The organism is Flavobacterium panici (assembly GCF_903819335.1).
Classification (GTDB): domain Bacteria; phylum Bacteroidota; class Bacteroidia; order Flavobacteriales; family Flavobacteriaceae; genus Flavobacterium; species Flavobacterium panici.
The window spans coordinates 64,115-83,091 of record NZ_CAIJDE010000027.1 but is presented as its reverse complement, the minus strand read 5'-3'; the positions used below and the strand labels follow the sequence as shown (position 1 = coordinate 83,091).

The following is an 18,977-nucleotide window of genomic DNA, read 5'->3' as shown; positions in this document are numbered from 1 at the left end:
AACCTATAAAAGAAAAAACACCTGCAAAAAACTTATTGCAGGTGCTTAATTAAATATTTTTGTCTAATTAAATCTGTATCGATTATTTAGGACTAGTCATTATTAGATATGATTCAATTTAAAATCATCAGTTGAATATTATTGCCCATTTTAAATATAGCCCGCGGTTTCAACCGTGGGACGCAATATATGTAATCGCATGTTAGATTTGCAATCCATTCGTCATTCCATTCGTTTCCCACGGTTGAAACCGTGGGCTATGTTTATAGAATGAGATTATAAAAATAATTTTTTTATGTTTTTTGTATCAATGAAAAGAGGAGTTCTACAATTGGAATTTGGACCCGAGCGATAGCGAACAGGCGAAGCAATTTAAAAATTGGAATTTAAAATTTAAAACCCTACCATTCATTAACCTTATTAGCATCCATTTTTAAGAAGATGAACAATAATATAGTGAATCCCCAAAGTCCCGAACCTCCATAAGAAAAGAAGGGCAGAGGCACTCCAATTGTTGGGAAAATACCAATAACCATTGCAATATTTACAAAGAAATGTATAAACAAAATTCCGGCGACGCAATAACCATAAACCCGACTGAATTTAGTCTTTTGCCTTTCTGCCAAATAAATTACTCTCAGGAATAAACCTGTAAAAAGTAAAATAACAACAAGAGAACCTGTAAATCCCCATTCTTCACCAACAGTTGTAAAAATATAATCAGTATGCTGTTCAGGAACGAATCCACCTTTAGTTTGAGTTCCTTCTAAAAAGCCTTTTCCAAGCCATCCACCAGATCCAATAGCAATTTCAGATTGATTAGTATTATAACCAATACCTTTCATGTCAACGCTTTTTCCTAAAAGAATATTGAAACGATCTCTATGGTGCTGTTTAAATACATTATCAAATACATAATCAACAGAAAGAACAAATCCAGAAATCAGCACCAATAAAATAGCACTTAAAAGAAGATTCCTATCAACGGCTCTTCCTTTAAAATGTATAATAATTAGAACACCCAGTGCAATTAAAATAACAACATAAGGTTCTAAAATAAGCGTTAATACAAATAATAAAATGGTAATAAAACCTGTCCACACGTACCAAGATGGTAATCCTTCTCTAAATAAAACAAGAATAAAAACGCTGTAGATTAATGCACTTCCCGGATCGGGCTGTGGTAAAATAAGCATTACGGGCAAAAATACAATTGCCAAAGCCTGTAATTGCCTGTTTGTTTCTTTAAGGTTAATTTGTGTATCACTTAAATATTTGGCTAATGCCAATGATGTAGCGGCTTTTGCAAACTCTGACGGCTGAAGCGTGAAACTTCCTATCGCATACCAGCATCGCTGACCGGCAATTGTTTTCCCAAAGAGAAACAATCCGGCTAAAGACAATAATGCCACACCAAAAATAATACTGGCGTATTTTTCGTAAAATTTTCCATCAACAAATAACACAACAAAAATTAGTGGAATTGTACATCCAATAAAAATTAATTGTTTTTGATATGTTCCATCGGTTGATAATAATGAAGAGGAATAAATATTCAGCCACCCCAATGTTACCAGCGCAATGTAGATAAAGACACTTATCCAGTCAATGTTATTTTTTACACTTTGATTTCTCATCTGAAATAATCTTAATTCTCTTTAGTGGTGTCTATTATTGTTTTTTTAGCTTCTGTTTTTGGAGCAGTTACTGTTTTAGGAACTACAATCTTAGCTTTTAAAACAGAATCTTTTGGTGTAGACTCAATTGCACTAGCCTCGTTCATTCCGCCTAATTTAGCATATTCAGCCGCTAAACTTTTATTTAAAACACGAACTTCCAAATCAGTTCTTGTGATTTTCTTTCTTAGATATTTTTCGATCATCAAACTGGCAATCGGTCCCGCAACAGTTGCTCCAAAACCTCCATTTTCAATCATAACCGCAATTGCAATTTTCGGATTGTCTTTTGGTGCAAAAGCAACAAAAATAGAGTGATCTTTAAGCTTTTCTCTTTTGCCGTTTATTTTGGCATAATTCTCAGCTGTTCCTGTTTTTCCGCAAATATCAATTCCGTTTACTCTAAGAGCATAAGCGGTACCTTTGTTGTAAACATCAAATAACCCGCTGATAACTGGTGGAAAATATTTTTGATCAATAGTTGTCGTATGCCTTTCTGTAAACTTAGGATCAATTTTTCTGCCCTCAATTTTTTTAATGATATGAGGCGTATAATAATATCCCTGATTCGCAACCGTTGCCATCATATTTGCCAATTGAATAGGCGTCATTAAAACCTCTCCCTGTCCAATAGCATTTGACACAATAGTTGAGCTTCGCCATCCTCCGTTAGGATAAATCCTTTTATATGTTTTTGATGTTGGAATATTACCTTTTTTACCAGTTGGTAAATCATATCCCATAAATTGACCTAAACCAAAACTTTTTACGTGACCGCTCCAAACATCAACGGCTTTACCAGGATCTGAATATTTGTTAATCGTTAACATATAAGCCTGTCCAAAGTAAGTGTTGCAGGAATTATAAATACCATTATGCAATTGATGAGGTCCAAAACCGTGGCATTTCATAAAACGTCCGCCGCCATAACTAAATCCATGATGACACATAAAAGTAGTCTGCTCGTTGATAACACCTTCTTGCAACGCTACTAAACCAGTTAGAATTTTAAACGGAGAACCCGGAGGATACTCGGCTAAAAGTCCGCGGTCATATAAAGGTTTTGCGATAGAATCATGATATAACAGGGTATAGTTTTTAGATCTTTGTCTTCCAACTAAAATACCGGGATCATAAGAAGGAGCTGTAACTAATGCTAATATTTCACCAGATTTTGGTTCAATAGCAACAATTCCGCCTCGTTTGTTAATCATTAATTCTTCACCGTACTTTTGAAGTTCAGCATCAATACTTAAATTGATATCTTCTCCGGCAACGGCAATAGTATCGTATTTTCCTTCTTTGTAGGCACCAATTTCTCGGTTGTATTTATCTTTTTGAATGTATTTTACACCTTTAATTCCGCGCAAAATATCTTCGTAACTTTCTTCAACACCTTGTTTTCCAATTAAATCTCCACTATTGTAATATGGATTTTTTGCAATCAGTTTTTCGTTTACCTGTGTGATAAACCCAAATATATTGGCACCATAATCTACTTCATAATCGCGAAGAGAACGCTTTTGAAAATAGAAACCTTCATACTTTCTGATTTTCTCCTGAAAAGCAGCAAATTCGGTTTTGTTTAACTGAGATAAAAATACAGATGGAAGCCTAGGGCTGTAAACTTTGGCCTTTGCAATTCTTTTTTCGTAATCTTCCCGTGTAATATTTAAAAGGGCACAGAATTCAGCAACATTAAGGTTTTCTTTAATATCTCTTGGAATTACCATGATATCATATGAAGCCTGATTGGCAACTAATAGTTTACCATTTCTGTCATAAATATAGCCGCGTTCCGGATAGTCATAGACTTTCTTAATCGCATTATTTTCTGATTTCAATTTGAATGAATCATCTACAATTTGCAGATAAAATATCCGAATCACTAGCAAAGATGCTGCAATAATAATTAAAGAGGGCAGCAGAACTTTTCTCATCGTTTATTGGGCTTAATAATGTAAATTATTATAATTGAAGTGATTATTGTAAAAATTGAGCTAAATAGTGTTCGCAGTAAAATGTCGAATATAAATTTAAACTCAAAAGCTGTTAATGTAAATAGAACAATATGATGTAATAAAACAGAAACTAATATAAATGAAAACCGTTCTGGGGTTAAAGATTCGTTCAGTTTAATAGTTTGGTATTCATAACTTAATCCGAACGAAAACTTAAAAATATACGGTCGATAGTAAGCCAAAATAACACAAGCAGTAGCGTGAATTCCGCCAGAATTACAAAACATATCCATTACTAATCCCAATAAAAAGCTGGAAATAATTAACCCTGCTCTGTTACTGTTTACCGGATATAAAATAATGTATAGAATATATGGAAAAGGACTTATGTATCCTAGAAAATTCATATTGTTAAAAATAACAACCTGAATTGCCAGCAACATAATAAATCGAAAAATATTTACTAACAAAGCGCTACTCATTTTTTTCCTTGCTTTTGTTTTCTAGATTAATAAGTTCTTCTCTGTCTTTACTCTTGATAATATATACGTGGCCTAAGTTTGTCATATCGTTAAAAAGTTTAACTTTTATAACATAAAAACTTGAGTTTTCTTTTTTGTATATATTTTCAACAGTACCAATATTGATTCCTTCCGGGAAAATAACTGATTGTCCTCCGGTAACGATAGTATCTCCTTTTCTTACAGAGGCTAATCTTGGAACATCTTCAAGCTGAACAAATCCAGTACTTTTTCCGTCCCACGTTAAAGAACCAAAGTGATTTGTCTTTTTTAGTTTAGCATTTATCTGTGACTTCATATTCAAAATACTCACTACAGTTGAGTAATTTGTTGAAGTATTGTCGATAACTCCAATAATTCCTAAGCTGTTGATAACACCCATATCTTGTTTAACTCCTTCTTTACTTCCAGAGTTAAGTGTAATATAGTTTTCGTGCGTATTGTAAGAGTTGTGGATTACTTTTGAAACGATAATATCAGCAGGTTTAACTCCTTTAATGCTATCTGGTAATGGTGCTTTTGTTGTGTCTTCTTTATTGAATAAAAGACTTTTTAACCTTGCGTTTTCAAGTACAAGTTCGTCGTTTTCAGTTCTTAAATTCAAATATTCGTTTACATGATTGATTCTTTCATAAACACCTCCGCTCAAAAAATTTGCGGAACTGATTACTCTGCTTCTGTGGTACGAGTGCGATTGAATTGTGAGAGTCAACGAAATACCTAAAAGCAGCAAAAACAGCAATCGATTACTGTTTCTTATAATGAAATTAAAAATTTGCTGCATTTCGTGTCTGGTTATTTTGTTTCAGGTATGCTTTAGGATTTCAAATTTTATTAAGGTCAAATATTAGAAATTTGACCCTAATAAAAGTATATTGATTGTTATTTTTGAATCTTATTTGATTAAGATACTTTTAAATTTTGCGATGTTTTTAAGCGCCATTCCTGTACCGCGAACAACTGCTCTTAACGGATCTTCAGCAATGTAAACCGGTAAATCTGTTTTTTGAGAAATACGTTTGTCAAGACCTCTTAACATAGATCCTCCACCGGCTAAATAAATACCAGTGTTGTAAATATCGGCAGCTAACTCAGGAGGAGTTTGAGATAATGTTTCCATTACTGCATCCTCAATACGCTGAATAGATTTATCTAATGCTTTTGCAATTTCACGGTAAGAAACATCAACTTGTTTTGGTTTACCTGTAAGTAAGTCTCTACCCTGAACTGACATATCTTCTGGCGGTCCGTCTAAATCTTCGATAGCCGCTCCAATTTGAATTTTAATTTTCTCAGCAGTACTTTCTCCTACAAAAAGGTTATGTTGTGTACGCATGTAATAAACAATATCGTTTGTGAAAACGTCCCCTGCAATTTTTACAGATTTGTCGCAAACAATTCCGCCTAATGCGATAACTGCAATTTCTGTTGTACCACCCCCAATATCAACAATCATGTTTCCTTTTGGCTGCATGATATCGATACCAATACCAATTGCGGCTGCCATAGGCTCGTGAATCAAATAAACTTCTTTTCCGTTTACTCTTTCACAAGATTCTTTTACCGCTCTCATCTCCACCTCAGTAATACCAGAAGGAATACAAACTACCATGCGTAATGCAGGAGTAAACATTCTCTTTTTTAATGCAGGAATACTTTTAATGAACATATTGATCATTTTTTCCGAAGCATCAAAATCGGCAATTACACCATCTTTCAAAGGCCTTATGGTCTTGATGTTTTCATGCGTTTTACCTTGCATCATGTTGGCTTCCTTACCAACAGCAATGATTTTGCCTGATATTCTATCACGTGCAACGATTGACGGACTATCAATAACAACTTTATCATTATGAATGATTAAAGTGTTTGCGGTACCAAGGTCTATCGCAATATCCTCGGTCATGAAATCAAAAAATCCCATAAGTTTTTTAGGGGTTTAAAATGTTATAAAATAATTTATCGAACAAAGTTAAACAAATTAATGTTTAAAATGACGTGTTCCTGTAAATACCATTGCAAGATTATTTTCATTGCAATAATTTATGCTTAATTCATCTTTTATCGAACCTCCCGGCTGAATTACTGCGGTTATTCCTGCTTTTTTAGCTAATTCTACACAATCCGGAAATGGGAAAAATGCATCACTTGCCATTGAAGCTCCAGTTAAATCAAATCCAAAAGCTTTTGCTTTGTCAACTGCTTGAACTAAAGCATCAACTCTTGAAGTCTGACCTGTACCAGATGAAATTAATGTTCCGTTTTTTGCAAAAACAATGGTATTTGATTTTGTATTCTTGCAAATTTTTGATGCAAAGATCAAATCTTCGATCTCCTGAGCAGTAGGTTCTGTTATTGTAACGGTTTTTAAATGCTCTTTATTATCTGTAATATTATTTCTGTCCTGAATTAACAAACCATTAAGACAAGTTCTTACTTGACGAGATGGTAATTCAACTTCATTTTGAACTAAAATAATTCTGTTTTTCTTTTCTTGTAAAACAGTAATTGCTTCGTCATCATAACTTGGAGCAATTACAACTTCGCAGAATAATTTGTTGATTTCCTGCGCTGTAGCTAGGTCAATTTTAGTGTTTGAAATCAAAACACCTCCAAAAGCAGATGTAGGATCACAAGCCAAAGCTGCTAAATAAGCTTCGCTGATAGTTTTTCTTGAAGCTAAACCACAAGCATTGTTATGTTTTAAAATAGCAAATGTTGGTCCGTCAGTTTTAAATTCAGCAATTAAATTAACTGCAGCGTCAACATCTAATAAGTTGTTGTAAGATAACTCTTTTCCGTGAACTTTTTTGAACATAGCATCAAAATCTCCAAAGAAAAATCCTTTTTGATGTGGGTTTTCACCATATCTTAAAACTTGTCCGTTATCAATACTTTCTTTATAGATTGTTTCATCTGTATTGAAATAGTTAAAAATAGCACCATCATAGTGAGAAGAAACGTGGAACGCTTTAGTAGCTAACAATCTTCTGTTTTCAAGAGTTGTAGCGCCATTTTGCTCCGTAATCAAATCTAAAAGTAGGCTGTATTCGTTAACAGAAGCAACAATTACAGTGTCTTTAAAGTTTTTTGCACCGGCACGGATTAAAGAAATTCCGCCAATATCAATTTTTTCAATAATATCTTGTTCACTTGCACCAGAAGCAACTGTTTTTTCAAAAGGATACAAATCAACAATTACTAAATCAATCTGAGGAATATCAAATTCTTTCATTTGCTGAACATCACTTTCATTATCCTGACGATTTAAAATTCCGCCAAAAATTTTCGGATGTAAAGTTTTTACTCTTCCGCCAAGAATTTCAGGAAAAGAAGTAATATCTTCAACTGGAACTACCGGAATACCAAGGTTTTTAATGAAATCTTCTGTTCCTCCTGTAGAGTAAAGTGTTACGTTTTGTTCGTGTAATTTTCTAACGATTGGTTCTAATCCATCTTTCGAAAAAACAGATATTAACGCTGATTGTATTTTTTTAGTTGTGCTCATTGTGTAGTTATGATTTTCAGACTGCAAAAGTAGTTTTTTTATATATTATTTTAAAAGAAATTAATGTAACATTCTCTTAAAAAAATCTACTGATGAGTAAGTTAACTTTTATTAGGTTTTTGTTTTTAAATTATTGAATTTTACTTTATTGAAAAATACTATTATATGCTTCTTTATCTAAGATTGTTAAAAGAAAGTCTCAGCTTTGCAATAAACGCTTTACGAAATAATAAACTGCGTACTTTATTATCATTGTTAGGCGTTACAATTGGTATATTTTCAATAATTGCCGTTCTGGCTGCTGTTGATTCATTAGACAAAAAAATCACCAAAGATTTGAGCAGCTTAGATAAAAATACGATTTATTTAATGAAATTCAACTTCGGGCCTTCTGAAATTCCGCAATGGAAGAGAGAACAGTTTCCAAATGTAAAATATGATGAATACGTAGGCTTGAAAAATTCAATGAATAATACAGATCAAGTAGGTTATCAGCTTTTTGTAAATCATGAAACTTTAAAGTACGATTCGAAAACAGTTGCTGATGTCAATATAGTTCCATCTTCATTTGAAATGGTAGATATCGACGGATTGAGTTTTGATAAAGGAAGATTTTACAATGAATCTGAATCAAATTCAGGAACTGCAGTTATTGTTTTAGGATACGAAATTGCCCAAGGTCTTTTTGGAAATATGGATCCAATAGGAAAAAATATTCGTCTTTACGGACAGCGTTTTATTGTTATTGGTGTAATGGCCAAACAAGGTGCCGGTTTTTTTGGAGACAGTAATGATACATCGGTTTATTTGCCGGCAAACTTTTTACGCCGAATGTATGGTGACAGCGACGCGATGACTCCGGTTATTGTTTTAAAACCAACAAAAGGTGTTGATATGGATGCGTATAAAGCTGAAGTTGCACAAAAATTAAGAGCTATTCGCGGAATGAAAGCAGGAGAAATGGATAACTTCTTTATAAATGTACTTTCGGGATTTACTGATTTCATTGACGGAATTTTAGGTCAAATGAATGTTGTTGGATGGATTATTAGTGGTTTTTCTCTTTTAGTAGGCGGTTTCGGAATTGCTAATATTATGTTCGTTTCGGTTAAAGAAAGAACGAATTTAATTGGAATTCAAAAATCATTAGGGGCGAAGAATCGTTTTATATTATTTCAGTTTTTATTTGAAGCCATAATTCTTTCTGTTATTGGCGGAATTATTGGTTTACTGATGGTTTGGGGAATTGCTGTTATTTTGACAAAAGCCCTGGATTTTGATTTTGTTTTAAGCATTGGAAATATTCTTTTAGGAACAGGATTAGCTGCGCTTATTGGATTAATTTCGGGAATACTTCCGGCAATTTCTGCTGCAAATTTAGATCCTGTAGAAGCGATTCGAACAGGGATGTAAAATATTGTTTTTTGTTTCTATACGATTTTTGAGGATTAGAATTAGTTAGGTTTTTTTGTCAATAAACAATTTAAATCACTAAACGAATGAGCTTTATTTTAAAACATGTTGATACCGTTGAATCAATTTCTAGGAGTGATTTTAAAAAGAACTATTTAGATAAAAGAAAACCTTTAATTATAAAAGGACTAACAAAAGACTGGCCTGCAAGAGACAAATGGTCGACGGATTATTTTAAGCAAATTGCAGGAGATATTGAGGTCAAACTGGTCGACAATTCTAAAGCAGATCCAGCCAAAATAATTAATGCTTCGATTGCGAGTATGAAATTTGGCGATTATCTCGATTTAATAAAAAGAGAGCCAACACAGCTGCGTATTTTTTTCTTCAATCTTTTCAAACACAGACCCGAATTAGTTAATGATGTGAAAATACCCAAAGATTTAATGGGTGGTTTTATTGAAAGCATGCCCGCTATGTTTTTTGGAGGCTCAGAGGCTATCACATTTTTACACTATGATATCGATTTACCGCATCTTTTTCATACCCATTTTGGAGGCCGAAAACATATTATACTATTTGATAACAGGTGGAAAAAACGACTTTATTGCGTTCCAAATACCACCTATGCTTTAGAAGATTATGATGTTGCCAATCCCGATTTTGAAAAATTCCCTGCCCTAAAAGGTGTTGAAGGTTACGAAGTTTTTCTCGAACATGGAGATACTTTATTTATGCCAACCGGAATGTGGCACTGGATGCGTTATATTGATGGTTCTTTTTCGCTGAGTCTTCGCGCTTGGGATTCATCCATTACTCGGAAAATGGCCAGCGTTTGGAGTTTATTTATGCATGGAGCGGTAGATAGTGCAGTAAAAATAGTTTTTAGAGAACGTTATGCTAAATGGCGTGAGAAATTAGCCTTTAAAATAGCGGAAAAGGAATTAAGAAAAGGCAAACCAAAAAACTAATCTAATTTCAGAATTATAATTTTTAGACTAGATAAAACTAAAAAAGCCCACATTGAGAAAAGTTCCGTAGGAACGAAATATCGGTAGCAACGGAATTTATTCCGTTGGAAGATGAAATCCCGCATTTAGAAGTTCCGTAGGAACGATACATGTTTATTTATTATTAGGAAGTTTAATTTTAGTTCGATCCCATTTGATTGAATCAGGATAATAGTAAATATGTTTGTTGGCATTGTTTTTATATTTTAAAACAGTATCTTCTTCTTGAGTAGTTCTTCGGATAATATAAGTGCCGATATTTTTCTTGTTTAAAAACTCAAAAAAGGAAGTGTTTTTTATAGTGTCTTTTTGAGAAGCAATAATTAAAATTTGTCTGTTTTTTTCTTTAGTCAATATGTTTTCAGAAAGAAAATCAGTTAAGTTTTTTTGAGGGATTCTAACAATGTCTTTAGGTTCTAAACCTAAAAAACGTGGAAGAGTATCATTTTCACTACCATAACTGCAAGTGATCATGATGTATTCTTTTTGATAGAAATAAAGATTACCCTTTTTATCAATAATCAATTGATGTTCTCCGTAAAAACCTTTTCTCGGGAATGCAACAAAATCGCTTCTGTTTTTCTTTAAAGAATCGATGTAATTTTGAAGTTTTTTATCTTCATACGAAATGATGTAATCTTTACTTTTTATATCCTTATTTTCTTTTTTCTTTTCACAATTCAAAAAGAGAATACATAAAATAAAACCAATTAGAATTCTTGTCATGCCGATAGGATTTCAAATAAAGATATAAAAAATCCCAAGAAATTGTTTCTTGGGATTTTTTATGTAGAATTCAATAGGTTTTTGGAAACCTTATTTATCTTTTAATAATTTTTCTAAGTACTCAACTTTTTCTTTTTCAGCGTGAAGCATACGCTCATAAAGTTCAATTACTTTATCTAGTGGATTGAATGTGCAATGAGTTGGATTGAACATTCCATTTATTCCAGTACTGGTGCTGTTGTCATAAAAACTATTAAAATAATTAATCATATTTTCTTCGGTAAAGTTTTTTATTGCTTCAACACTAACGCCAAGTGCTTTTGCTACTTCTGCAAGTTTTGTATCTTCTATAGTTTCGCTGTTTTCTATTGCAGAAACAGTTTGTTGTGATATTCCTAAAGCTTGAGCGAGAGCTTCCTGCTTCATATCTTTAAGTTCACGAATACGGCTTATTTTTCGTCCTATATGATTTGGTTTTGTTGCTGTGTTCATAGTTCAAAGATATTTATAATGCTTTAATAAAAATTAATTTTGGTAAAAAACAAGTCTGTTTTAGTGCGATACATTTTTGGTTACAAAACGATTTATCATCTTAAAAACAAAAATACAATTTTTCGGACAAGTATGTATTGTTTAAATAATATTGTATTTTTTTAAGTCAAAGGTGTAGTTTTTGTTTTCCTGCAAGGTTTTTAAAACCTTGTAGGTATTGTATTTTTTCCTAATTAAAATTCTAAGCTAGACCTACAAGGTTTTTAAAACCTTGCAGGAAACCTTAACTGTCCTTATATAACTTATATGGTTTAAAGAAAAAAAAATCCCAAGAAGCAATTTCTTGGGATTTTCTATTTTCAAATAGTTTAAAAACTATCTAATATCATTATTCTGAATCAAATCGATATATAAATTGATCTTATCTTTTAATTCTTTTCTAGGCGTGATAAAGTCTAGGAAACCGTGCTCTAAAAGAAACTCAGCAGTTTGAAAACCTTCTGGTAAATCTTTTCCTGTAGTATCACGAACAACACGAGGACCAGCAAAACCAATCAAAGCGCCCGGCTCAGAGATATTGATGTCTCCTAACATTGCGTAAGATGCAGTTGTTCCACCCGTTGTTGGGTCTGTACAAAGAGAGATATAAGGTAATTTAGCTTCTGCTAATTGAGCTAGTTTTACAGAAGTTTTTGCTAATTGCATTAATGAATAAGCAGCTTCCATCATACGAGCTCCACCAGATTTAGAAATCATAACAAAAGGCAGTTTGTTTTTGATTGCGTGATCAATGCCTCTTGCAATTTTTTCACCTACAACAGCTCCCATAGATCCACCAATAAAGGCAAAATCCATACAGCAAATTACAAGTTCTCTTCCTTTAGATTTTCCTACTCCCGTACGTACAGCGTCTTTAAGATGAGTTTTTTCCATTACATCTTTCAATCTTTCTGCATATTTTTTTGTATCCACAAAATGCAGAGGATCTTTTGATGTCATGTTTTTATCTAACTCAACAAATTCGTTGTTGTCGAATAAAATTTCAAAATAGGTTGCGCTTCCAATTCGAACGTGAAAATCATCTTCAGGGCTTACGAATAAGTTTCTTGCTAACTCGTCTGCATCAATAATTTTTCCTGTTGGAGATTTGTACCACAATCCTTTCGGAACGTCCATCTTATCTTCTGTCGCGGTCGTAATCCCTTTTTCCTGTCTTTTAAACCAAGCCATTTTTTTAATTTTAGAATGTAGATTTTAAATTTTAGATTTTTCAATCTGAATTCAAAATTTAAATTTCAGGCTTCATTAGAAATCTGAAATCTAAATTCAAAAATCTAAAATTTAAAGCGTATTTACGTTATTTAAATCTGCAAAAGCTTGTTCAAGTCTTGCGTTGAATGTCACTTCGCTTTCACGAACCCATCTTCTTGGATCGTAATATTTTTTGTTTGGAGCATCAGCACCTTCTGGGTTACCAATTTGTGATTTTAAATAGTCAAGATTTTTAACCATATAATCACGGATTCCTTCAGTGTATGCAAACTGTAAATCTGTATCAATGTTCATTTTGATAACTCCGTAGCTAATTCCTTCTCTGATTTCTTCAAGTGTAGAACCTGAACCTCCGTGGAAAACGAAATCAACTGGATTGTGTCCTGTGTTGAATTTGTTTTGAACGAAATCCTGAGAATTTTTTAAGATTTTTGGAGTTAATTTTACGTTTCCTGGTTTGTAAACACCGTGAACGTTTCCAAAAGCAGCAGCAATTGTAAATTTAGGACTTACTTTAGATAATTCTTCGTAAGCATAAGCTACTTCTTCTGGCTGAGTGTATAATTTTGAGCTGTCTACATCAGAGTTGTCAACACCATCTTCTTCACCACCTGTAATACCAAGTTCGATTTCTAATGTCATTCCCATTTTGCTCATTCTAGCCAAATATTCTTTACAGATTTCAATGTTCTCTTCGATTGGCTCCTCAGACAAATCGATCATGTGAGAACTAAATAATGGTTTTCCTGTTTCTGCAAAATGTTTTTCAGAAGCATCTAATAAACCATCAATCCAAGGTAATAATTTTTTTGCACAGTGGTCAGTATGTAAAATTACAGTTGCTCCGTAAGCCTCTGCCAATGTGTGAATATGTTTTGCTCCGGCGATACCACCAGCGATAGCTGCTTTTTCACCTGCGTTAGATAAACCTTTTCCAGCGTTAAATTGTGCTCCTCCGTTTGAAAATTGAATGATAACTGGCGCATTTAGTTTTGCTGCAGTTTCAAGAACTCCATTGATTGTGCTTGACCCAGTTACGTTAACTGCTGGTAAAGCAAAACCTTTTTCTTTTGCATAATTAAAAATCTCCTGAACCTGATCTCCTGTAGCTACTCCTGGTTTAATGTTGTGTGCCATTGTAATTTTTTTTATAGTTGTTTTTAGTTTTTAGGTTGCAAAAATAAGAATTAATTAGCATTAGAAAGGATAATTTATTCCAAAATTTAAAACCGAGTGCCCAAAATTGTATTCTTTAAACCATCTGTCGCCCTCGTCATGCGCCGGATTATAGGTCTTGAAGCCTAAATCTAAACGAATAACAAAAAAGCTTAAATCGTATCGTAAACCAAATCCTGAACCTAAAGCAATTTCATCTAAATCGTTTAAGTTGTTAAATCTTGCCTTGTCGTCAATCACATTATCGAACACATTCCAGATATTTCCGGCGTCTGCAAAGAGTGCTCCTTTAACATCTCCGAAAATTTTAAAACGAAATTCAGCGCTTAAGGCAATTTTCATATTGGCCTCGTTAAAATCGTTTAAAGCATTTGTACTTCCGGGACCAAGAGAGTAGGGCTGCCATGCACGATTATCATTTGATCCTCCTGAATAATAACTTCGTGAGAACGGAATATAATTTGAATTTCCAAAAGGAACAGCGATTCCAAAGAAGCTTCGAACCGCCAAAACTTTTTCTTTCCCGAAATCCCAGTGTTTGATATAATCAAATTCGGTTTTTAAGTATTCAGAATATTCTAAATTAAAAATCGAATAATTTCCATTTGCATTTTTTTCCAATTTTGCAATGCTTGAAATGGCAGATAATAAGGTTCCTGCAGATTCTATTTTGGTTTTAAACTGATAAAAAGTATTATCGGCAAGATCTTTTTTTGTTGTTTTCGTAAATGTATAACTTGTGGCAAGAATAAAATCATTTTCGGTCAAACGAACTCTTCTTTCTTCAATACTTTCTACATCTTTATATTGAGGGTCTCCAGGTTTTAATGCAGTTTGACCTGTTAATACCTCATTTGTAAAATTTGTAGTTCCGGTTGGGATCGTTAGATTTTTTTGAGCTTGTTGCTCTGCTTCTTCTCCCCAGTTGGTAGGAACAGTATTATAATCCTTACCAATACCATTTAATTCATCATAAGATGAAGTATAAACATTAAAGTAATTGTTCGGATTTAAATTTCGAACATATTGAGCGTTTAATAACTCCAGTTTAGCAGTATTGTATCTTTTAGGCGACCAGTTATACGAGATTCCTCCGGTAAAATTTTCCTTATCTAAACCAATGTTTTGCTGTTTCGAAAAACCCGATGTAATCGAAGTGTAAGGAATCATCCTCTTCGGAATAATTTTCTCTGTTCCAAAAGGCAGTAAAATCCTTGGGAAATTAAGTTTTAAGTCAAGTCCGTATTCCGAAACATTGAAAAAGTTATTATTCGGATTTGCCATGTCTTTTGAAGAACCAATATTAGCTCTTGCCGAAATTTCTAATGTTTCAGCTCTGTTGAATACATTTCGAATAGTTTGAGAAATACTGGCTCCAATACCAAAATCCTGAATATTAGAGTGTGTCACGTCCAGAGTTGCTCCAAAACTGTATTTTTTCCTCGGCGTTAAATACACATTTGCAATTAAAGACTGAGCAGTCGAATCGCGTTTGTCTACTTCATATTGTATAGAAGGATAATTGAAAATTTTAAGATTGTTCAAATATCTGGAAGAAAGCGTTGTTCTTGTGTCAGAATAAGTACTTCCTTTATTAATAAAGATTGCATCTGTTATGGCACGAGGTTTATACTTTAGTTTTTTATAACTGTATAAATTAAAGTTGTTGTACGTTGTGCTGTCGTTAATTTTGCTTTTTGAGTTGGCAGGAGAGTAATCAGTATAAATGTTTACATCGCTGATTTTGTATAGTTTAAAAGGCTCTGTTCTGCTTGAATCTCTTTCCTGAATATTGTTGTTGTTGATTATTAAAGTTACATCTGCTTTGTTTTTTTTGCCAATTGTATCAATATCAAAAGTTACATAGGTTGGCTGAAAAAAGTAAGCACCGTGATTTCTGTAATAAGTTGTAATACGGTTTTTTTCTTCCTCAAAATCAGTAGTTTTATATTGATTTCCTGATTTTAAAAATGAAGGTTCAGTATTTGTTTTATATAAGGAATCGAGTGCAGGAGTAAGGATTTTTGTTCTAATTGTATCTAAAATATAACCCGGTCCTGTGGTAATAATGTAATTTATGTGCGCTTTTTTTCGGGCAATACTATCGATTGTATAATCTGTTGACACATTAAAATAACCGTTGTTGAAATAGTAAAATTTTAAACGCTGTAAAGATTTTTTAGTTCTGGCTGTATCAATAATTACAGGCGGTTCTCCAGTATTTTTTAAAAATTCGTGAATTCCTTTGTATAAAAAAGACTGACCAAGTCTGTCAACTTGTTTGGCCGATAATAGTTTTGCCTGACGTTCGTATAATCCGGGATTATTTTTGAATTTTGCCTGATAAGTCGAATCCGGATTTAAGTTTGCCAGATTGTATAAGTTTAAACGAAGTTTGTATCCTAATAAAGTACCGTTTGGTTTTTGGTACAATTGATTAGACGCGTTTTCATCGTTTGTATTTTTACCGTTTACAACAATATTATTTTTTACGAGAAGATTTTTTCCATCCGGAACTCTTTTTACAGCATTACAAGCGCAAATAAGTATTGCTATTAGAATAAATGCTGTTATTTTTGTGGAATTATTTTTCAAGTGTTTTTTAATATTTAATTCAAAAGTACATTTATTTTATGGTTAGTAAAAACCAAATAAAGCTTATATCAGGCCTGCATCAAAAAAAACAGCGTTTTGCAAATCAATTGTTTTTTGCCGAAGGAGTAAAGGTAATTCAGGAATTGTTGCAATCCAATTTTGAATTAGAGCATTTATACACCACGTTAAATGATTTTGAAGAAGTTCAAACTGCAAAACGAACTCTTATTAATGAACAAGAACTGAAAAAAATAAGTGCTTTAACAACTCCAAATTCTTGTTTGGCAGTTTTTAAAATGCCTGTAGAAAATCAAATCATAAATTCTGGTTTAATTCTGGCGTTAGACGATATTCGTGATCCCGGAAATTTAGGGACAATAATGCGTCTTTGCGACTGGTTTGGAATCAAACAAATTGTCTGTTCAAAAGAAACAGTCGATATTTATAATCCAAAAGTAGTTCAGGCCACAATGGGATCAATTGCCAGGGTAAACGTAAATTATGTTGATCTAAAAACTTTTATAAGCCAGACAAAACTTCCTGTTTTTGGAACTTTTATGGATGGTAACAATATTTATCAATCTGATTTACCACAAAACGGAATCATTATTATGGGTAATGAAGCCAATGGTATTTCGGCAGAAATTGAAAAAATAGTGACCAGCCGACTTACAATTCCAAGATTTGGAGAGCTGCAAAAAACCGAAAGTTTAAATGTAGCTACAGCAACAGCAATTATTTTAAGTGAATTTAAACGAAATAGTTAAGATTTTGTTTTAATGAAATGTGAAATTTATTAAAATAGCTCTCGATTTCATTGAATCTATATTATCCGTATACGGACTTACCGGATGTTCTGGAGTTACATTATCACGAATTAACTCGTCAGTAATACCAAACATACCTCTAATAGAAGGAGAGAAGATAAAATATTCTGTAAAGAAATCAATTCCAAAACCTAATTCGTAAGCCGCTGTCCACTGTTTAACCCTGAATTTACCTTCAAAGTTATCATCGATAGAACTTGAGTTGCTTGATAGATTTAAAGTCGTTGACATTCCGCCTACTAAATAAGGACGAATGTTTCCGGTTCTTAAAGATGAAAATTTTAACAATAACGGAAAGTGAATGTAAGTACTATTCACTTCCCGTAAATAATCTTTTTCTAAGTTTCCAACTCCGGGAAAATATAAATCTCTTTTCGTATAGTATAAACCTGGTTCAAAACGCAAATTGATATATTCCTGCAGTCTTAAATCGGCAACAACGCCCACATTAAAACCAGTTGTTTTTTTTACCTGAATGTCTTTTTGAACTACATCTTTGTAATCAAATTTAAAATCAAAACTATTAAAGCCTAAATAATAACCGAAATAGACACGTTGTTTCTGCCAGTTTTCAAGGTTAATAATAGGATCTTTACTAAACATACTTTTAGCAAATTGAGAATATCCTTTTGTCGTTAAGACTAATAAAAATACGATTACAATTTTTTTCATACTATTTTTTAGATGCTGAATAAATGGTTGCTACACCAAAAGTTTGCGGCATTGCTACAACATCTATAAACCCAGTTTTTCTTAAAATATTGTTTAATGCTTCGCCATAAGGAAAAGCCGCAGCAGATTCAGATAAATAACCGTAAGCTGAATTGTCTTTTGAAAACAATTTTCCAATAAGTGGAAGTATATTTTTGCTGTAAAATTTATATCCTTGTTTGTAAGGAGTTTTATCCGGAACAGAAGTTTCCAGAATTACAAAAACGCCGTTTGGTTTTAAAACGCGTAAAATTTCGGCAAAACCTTTTTCTAAATGTTCAAAATTACGTACGCCAAAACCTACCGTAATCGCATCAAAATAATTATCCTCAAAAGGAATATTTTCAGAATCGCCTAAAACTAAATCTATAACATTAGAAAGCTTTTTTTCTTCGACTTTCTTTTTTCCAACTTCAAGCATTCCGGCAGAAATGTCAAGACCAATGATTTTTTCTGCATTAGTTTTTGCCATTAAAATAGCCAGATCACCAGTTCCGGTAGCGATATCAAGGATAACATTTGGTTTAGAGTCAGAAACTATTTTCAATACTTTTTTTCTCCATTTAGTATCAATACCAAATGAAATTACGCGGTTCAAATTGTCGTAGTTCCCAGAGATGTTGTCAAACATTTGGGCAACCTGCTCTTTCTTACCTAAAGAAGAGTCTTTATATGGAGTTATTTTCTCAGACATTATTATAATTTACGCAAATATAAACAATCTAGTTTAACTGTAATTGAGTTTTTTAAATTGTCAATTAAATGTTTTTGAGGATGCATTAAATCATTTTTTCGGACTTGCTCAAGCATCACCAAAAGTGGGTATTTTTAAAAAATCACCAAAAGTGGGTATTGTGTCCGGCTGATTTTATACCCAACTTTGTCAAAGTAAAAATGATGAAATTTTAATGATTGATAGTTTCACATTGACTTAATCAGATGGCCGCTTTTTTTGCACTGGCAGTCATTTGTTCAAGTGGTAGTTTTTAAAGTGTTGTTCTTGGGGGAATACTATTTTAAAAAGTGCGAAGTACGTTCTTAGGATTAAATTTGTTTTTGGAAATTTTAATTTTCTTGCCTTTAATATCT

Annotated in this window: 16 protein-coding genes; 3 read left to right on the top strand and 13 right to left on the bottom strand. The window is 32.9% G+C overall.

Features of this window, described 5'->3' with window-relative positions; all coding sequences use genetic code 11:
- Positions 1–401 precede the first annotated feature (401 nt).
- From rodA to purH, 6 genes are all read right to left on the bottom strand, one after another.
- Positions 402–1,637 carry a rod shape-determining protein RodA gene (rodA, locus tag FLAPXU55_RS02660; RefSeq protein ID WP_053470052.1) on the bottom strand — a complete coding sequence of 412 codons (1,236 nt, stop codon included), beginning with the start codon at positions 1,635–1,637 and terminating at the stop codon, positions 402–404.
- Positions 1,638–1,648: 11 nt separating this feature from the next.
- Positions 1,649–3,616 (bottom strand): penicillin-binding protein 2, encoded by a 1,968-nt coding sequence (mrdA, locus tag FLAPXU55_RS02655; RefSeq protein WP_180856447.1) that lies wholly within the window; start codon positions 3,614–3,616, stop codon positions 1,649–1,651.
- Positions 3,613–4,119: a hypothetical protein gene (locus FLAPXU55_RS02650; RefSeq protein WP_053470054.1), complete on the bottom strand. Its 507-nt coding sequence runs from the start codon at positions 4,117–4,119 to the stop codon at positions 3,613–3,615. The genes mrdA and FLAPXU55_RS02650 overlap by 4 nt, the downstream gene beginning before the upstream one ends.
- A complete protein-coding gene (gene mreC / locus FLAPXU55_RS02645) occupies positions 4,112–4,942 on the bottom strand; it encodes a rod shape-determining protein MreC (protein WP_053470055.1) in 831 nt (276 codons plus the stop codon). Before mreC ends, FLAPXU55_RS02650 begins: the two co-directional genes overlap by 8 nt.
- 111 nt (positions 4,943–5,053) lie before the next feature.
- Complete coding sequence (locus FLAPXU55_RS02640) at positions 5,054–6,082, bottom strand: rod shape-determining protein (RefSeq protein ID WP_007804822.1); 1,029 nt, start codon at positions 6,080–6,082, stop codon at positions 5,054–5,056.
- Between the two features lie 57 nt (positions 6,083–6,139).
- Positions 6,140–7,666 carry a bifunctional phosphoribosylaminoimidazolecarboxamide formyltransferase/IMP cyclohydrolase gene (gene purH / locus FLAPXU55_RS02635; RefSeq protein ID WP_180856446.1) on the bottom strand — a complete coding sequence of 509 codons (1,527 nt, stop codon included), beginning with the start codon at positions 7,664–7,666 and terminating at the stop codon, positions 6,140–6,142.
- Positions 7,667–7,831: 165 nt separating this feature from the next.
- On the opposite strand from purH, the gene FLAPXU55_RS02630 reads away from it, so the two are divergent.
- Together FLAPXU55_RS02630 and FLAPXU55_RS02625 are read left to right on the top strand one after the other, a co-directional pair.
- A complete protein-coding gene (locus tag FLAPXU55_RS02630) occupies positions 7,832–9,079 on the top strand; it encodes an ABC transporter permease (RefSeq protein WP_180856445.1) in 1,248 nt (415 codons plus the stop codon).
- Positions 9,080–9,165: 86 nt separating this feature from the next.
- Positions 9,166–10,050: a cupin-like domain-containing protein gene (locus FLAPXU55_RS02625; protein WP_180856444.1), complete on the top strand. Its 885-nt coding sequence runs from the start codon at positions 9,166–9,168 to the stop codon at positions 10,048–10,050.
- A gap of 153 nt (positions 10,051–10,203) precedes the next feature.
- On the opposite strand, the gene FLAPXU55_RS02620 is transcribed toward FLAPXU55_RS02625, so the two are convergent.
- From FLAPXU55_RS02620 to tamL, 5 genes are all read right to left on the bottom strand, one after another.
- Complete coding sequence (locus FLAPXU55_RS02620) at positions 10,204–10,815, bottom strand: hypothetical protein (RefSeq protein ID WP_180856443.1); 612 nt, start codon at positions 10,813–10,815, stop codon at positions 10,204–10,206.
- Positions 10,816–10,905: 90 nt separating this feature from the next.
- On the bottom strand, positions 10,906–11,307 hold the full coding sequence (locus FLAPXU55_RS02615) for a helix-turn-helix transcriptional regulator (protein WP_180856442.1): 402 nt from the start codon (positions 11,305–11,307) through the stop codon (positions 10,906–10,908).
- A 375-nt stretch (positions 11,308–11,682) separates the two neighbouring features.
- Positions 11,683–12,537, bottom strand: a complete 855-nt coding sequence (gene accD / locus FLAPXU55_RS02610; RefSeq protein ID WP_026728501.1) for an acetyl-CoA carboxylase, carboxyltransferase subunit beta — start codon at positions 12,535–12,537, stop codon at positions 11,683–11,685.
- A 111-nt stretch (positions 12,538–12,648) separates the two neighbouring features.
- The gene (gene fbaA, locus FLAPXU55_RS02605) at positions 12,649–13,716 is read right to left on the bottom strand and encodes a class II fructose-bisphosphate aldolase (protein WP_035645669.1); all 1,068 of its coding nucleotides are present in this window, start codon (positions 13,714–13,716) and stop codon (positions 12,649–12,651) included.
- 60 nt (positions 13,717–13,776) lie between these two features.
- Entirely contained in the window at positions 13,777–16,350 is a 2,574-nt protein-coding gene (gene tamL, locus FLAPXU55_RS02600) for a translocation and assembly module lipoprotein TamL (protein ID WP_180856441.1), read from the bottom strand.
- A 38-nt stretch (positions 16,351–16,388) separates the two neighbouring features.
- Here tamL and FLAPXU55_RS02595 point away from each other — a divergent pair, with 38 nt between their 5' ends.
- Positions 16,389–17,117, top strand: a complete 729-nt coding sequence (locus FLAPXU55_RS02595; protein WP_180856440.1) for a TrmH family RNA methyltransferase — start codon at positions 16,389–16,391, stop codon at positions 17,115–17,117.
- A 9-nt stretch (positions 17,118–17,126) separates the two neighbouring features.
- Here FLAPXU55_RS02595 and porT read toward each other — a convergent pair whose 3' ends face one another.
- Together porT and ubiE are read right to left on the bottom strand one after the other, a co-directional pair.
- The gene (gene porT, locus FLAPXU55_RS02590) at positions 17,127–17,849 is read right to left on the bottom strand and encodes a type IX secretion/gliding motility protein PorT/SprT (RefSeq protein ID WP_180856439.1); all 723 of its coding nucleotides are present in this window, start codon (positions 17,847–17,849) and stop codon (positions 17,127–17,129) included.
- Between the two features lies 1 nt (position 17,850).
- Positions 17,851–18,582: a bifunctional demethylmenaquinone methyltransferase/2-methoxy-6-polyprenyl-1,4-benzoquinol methylase UbiE gene (gene ubiE, locus FLAPXU55_RS02585; protein ID WP_073483378.1), complete on the bottom strand. Its 732-nt coding sequence runs from the start codon at positions 18,580–18,582 to the stop codon at positions 17,851–17,853.
- Between the last annotated feature and the right edge of the window lie 395 nt (positions 18,583–18,977).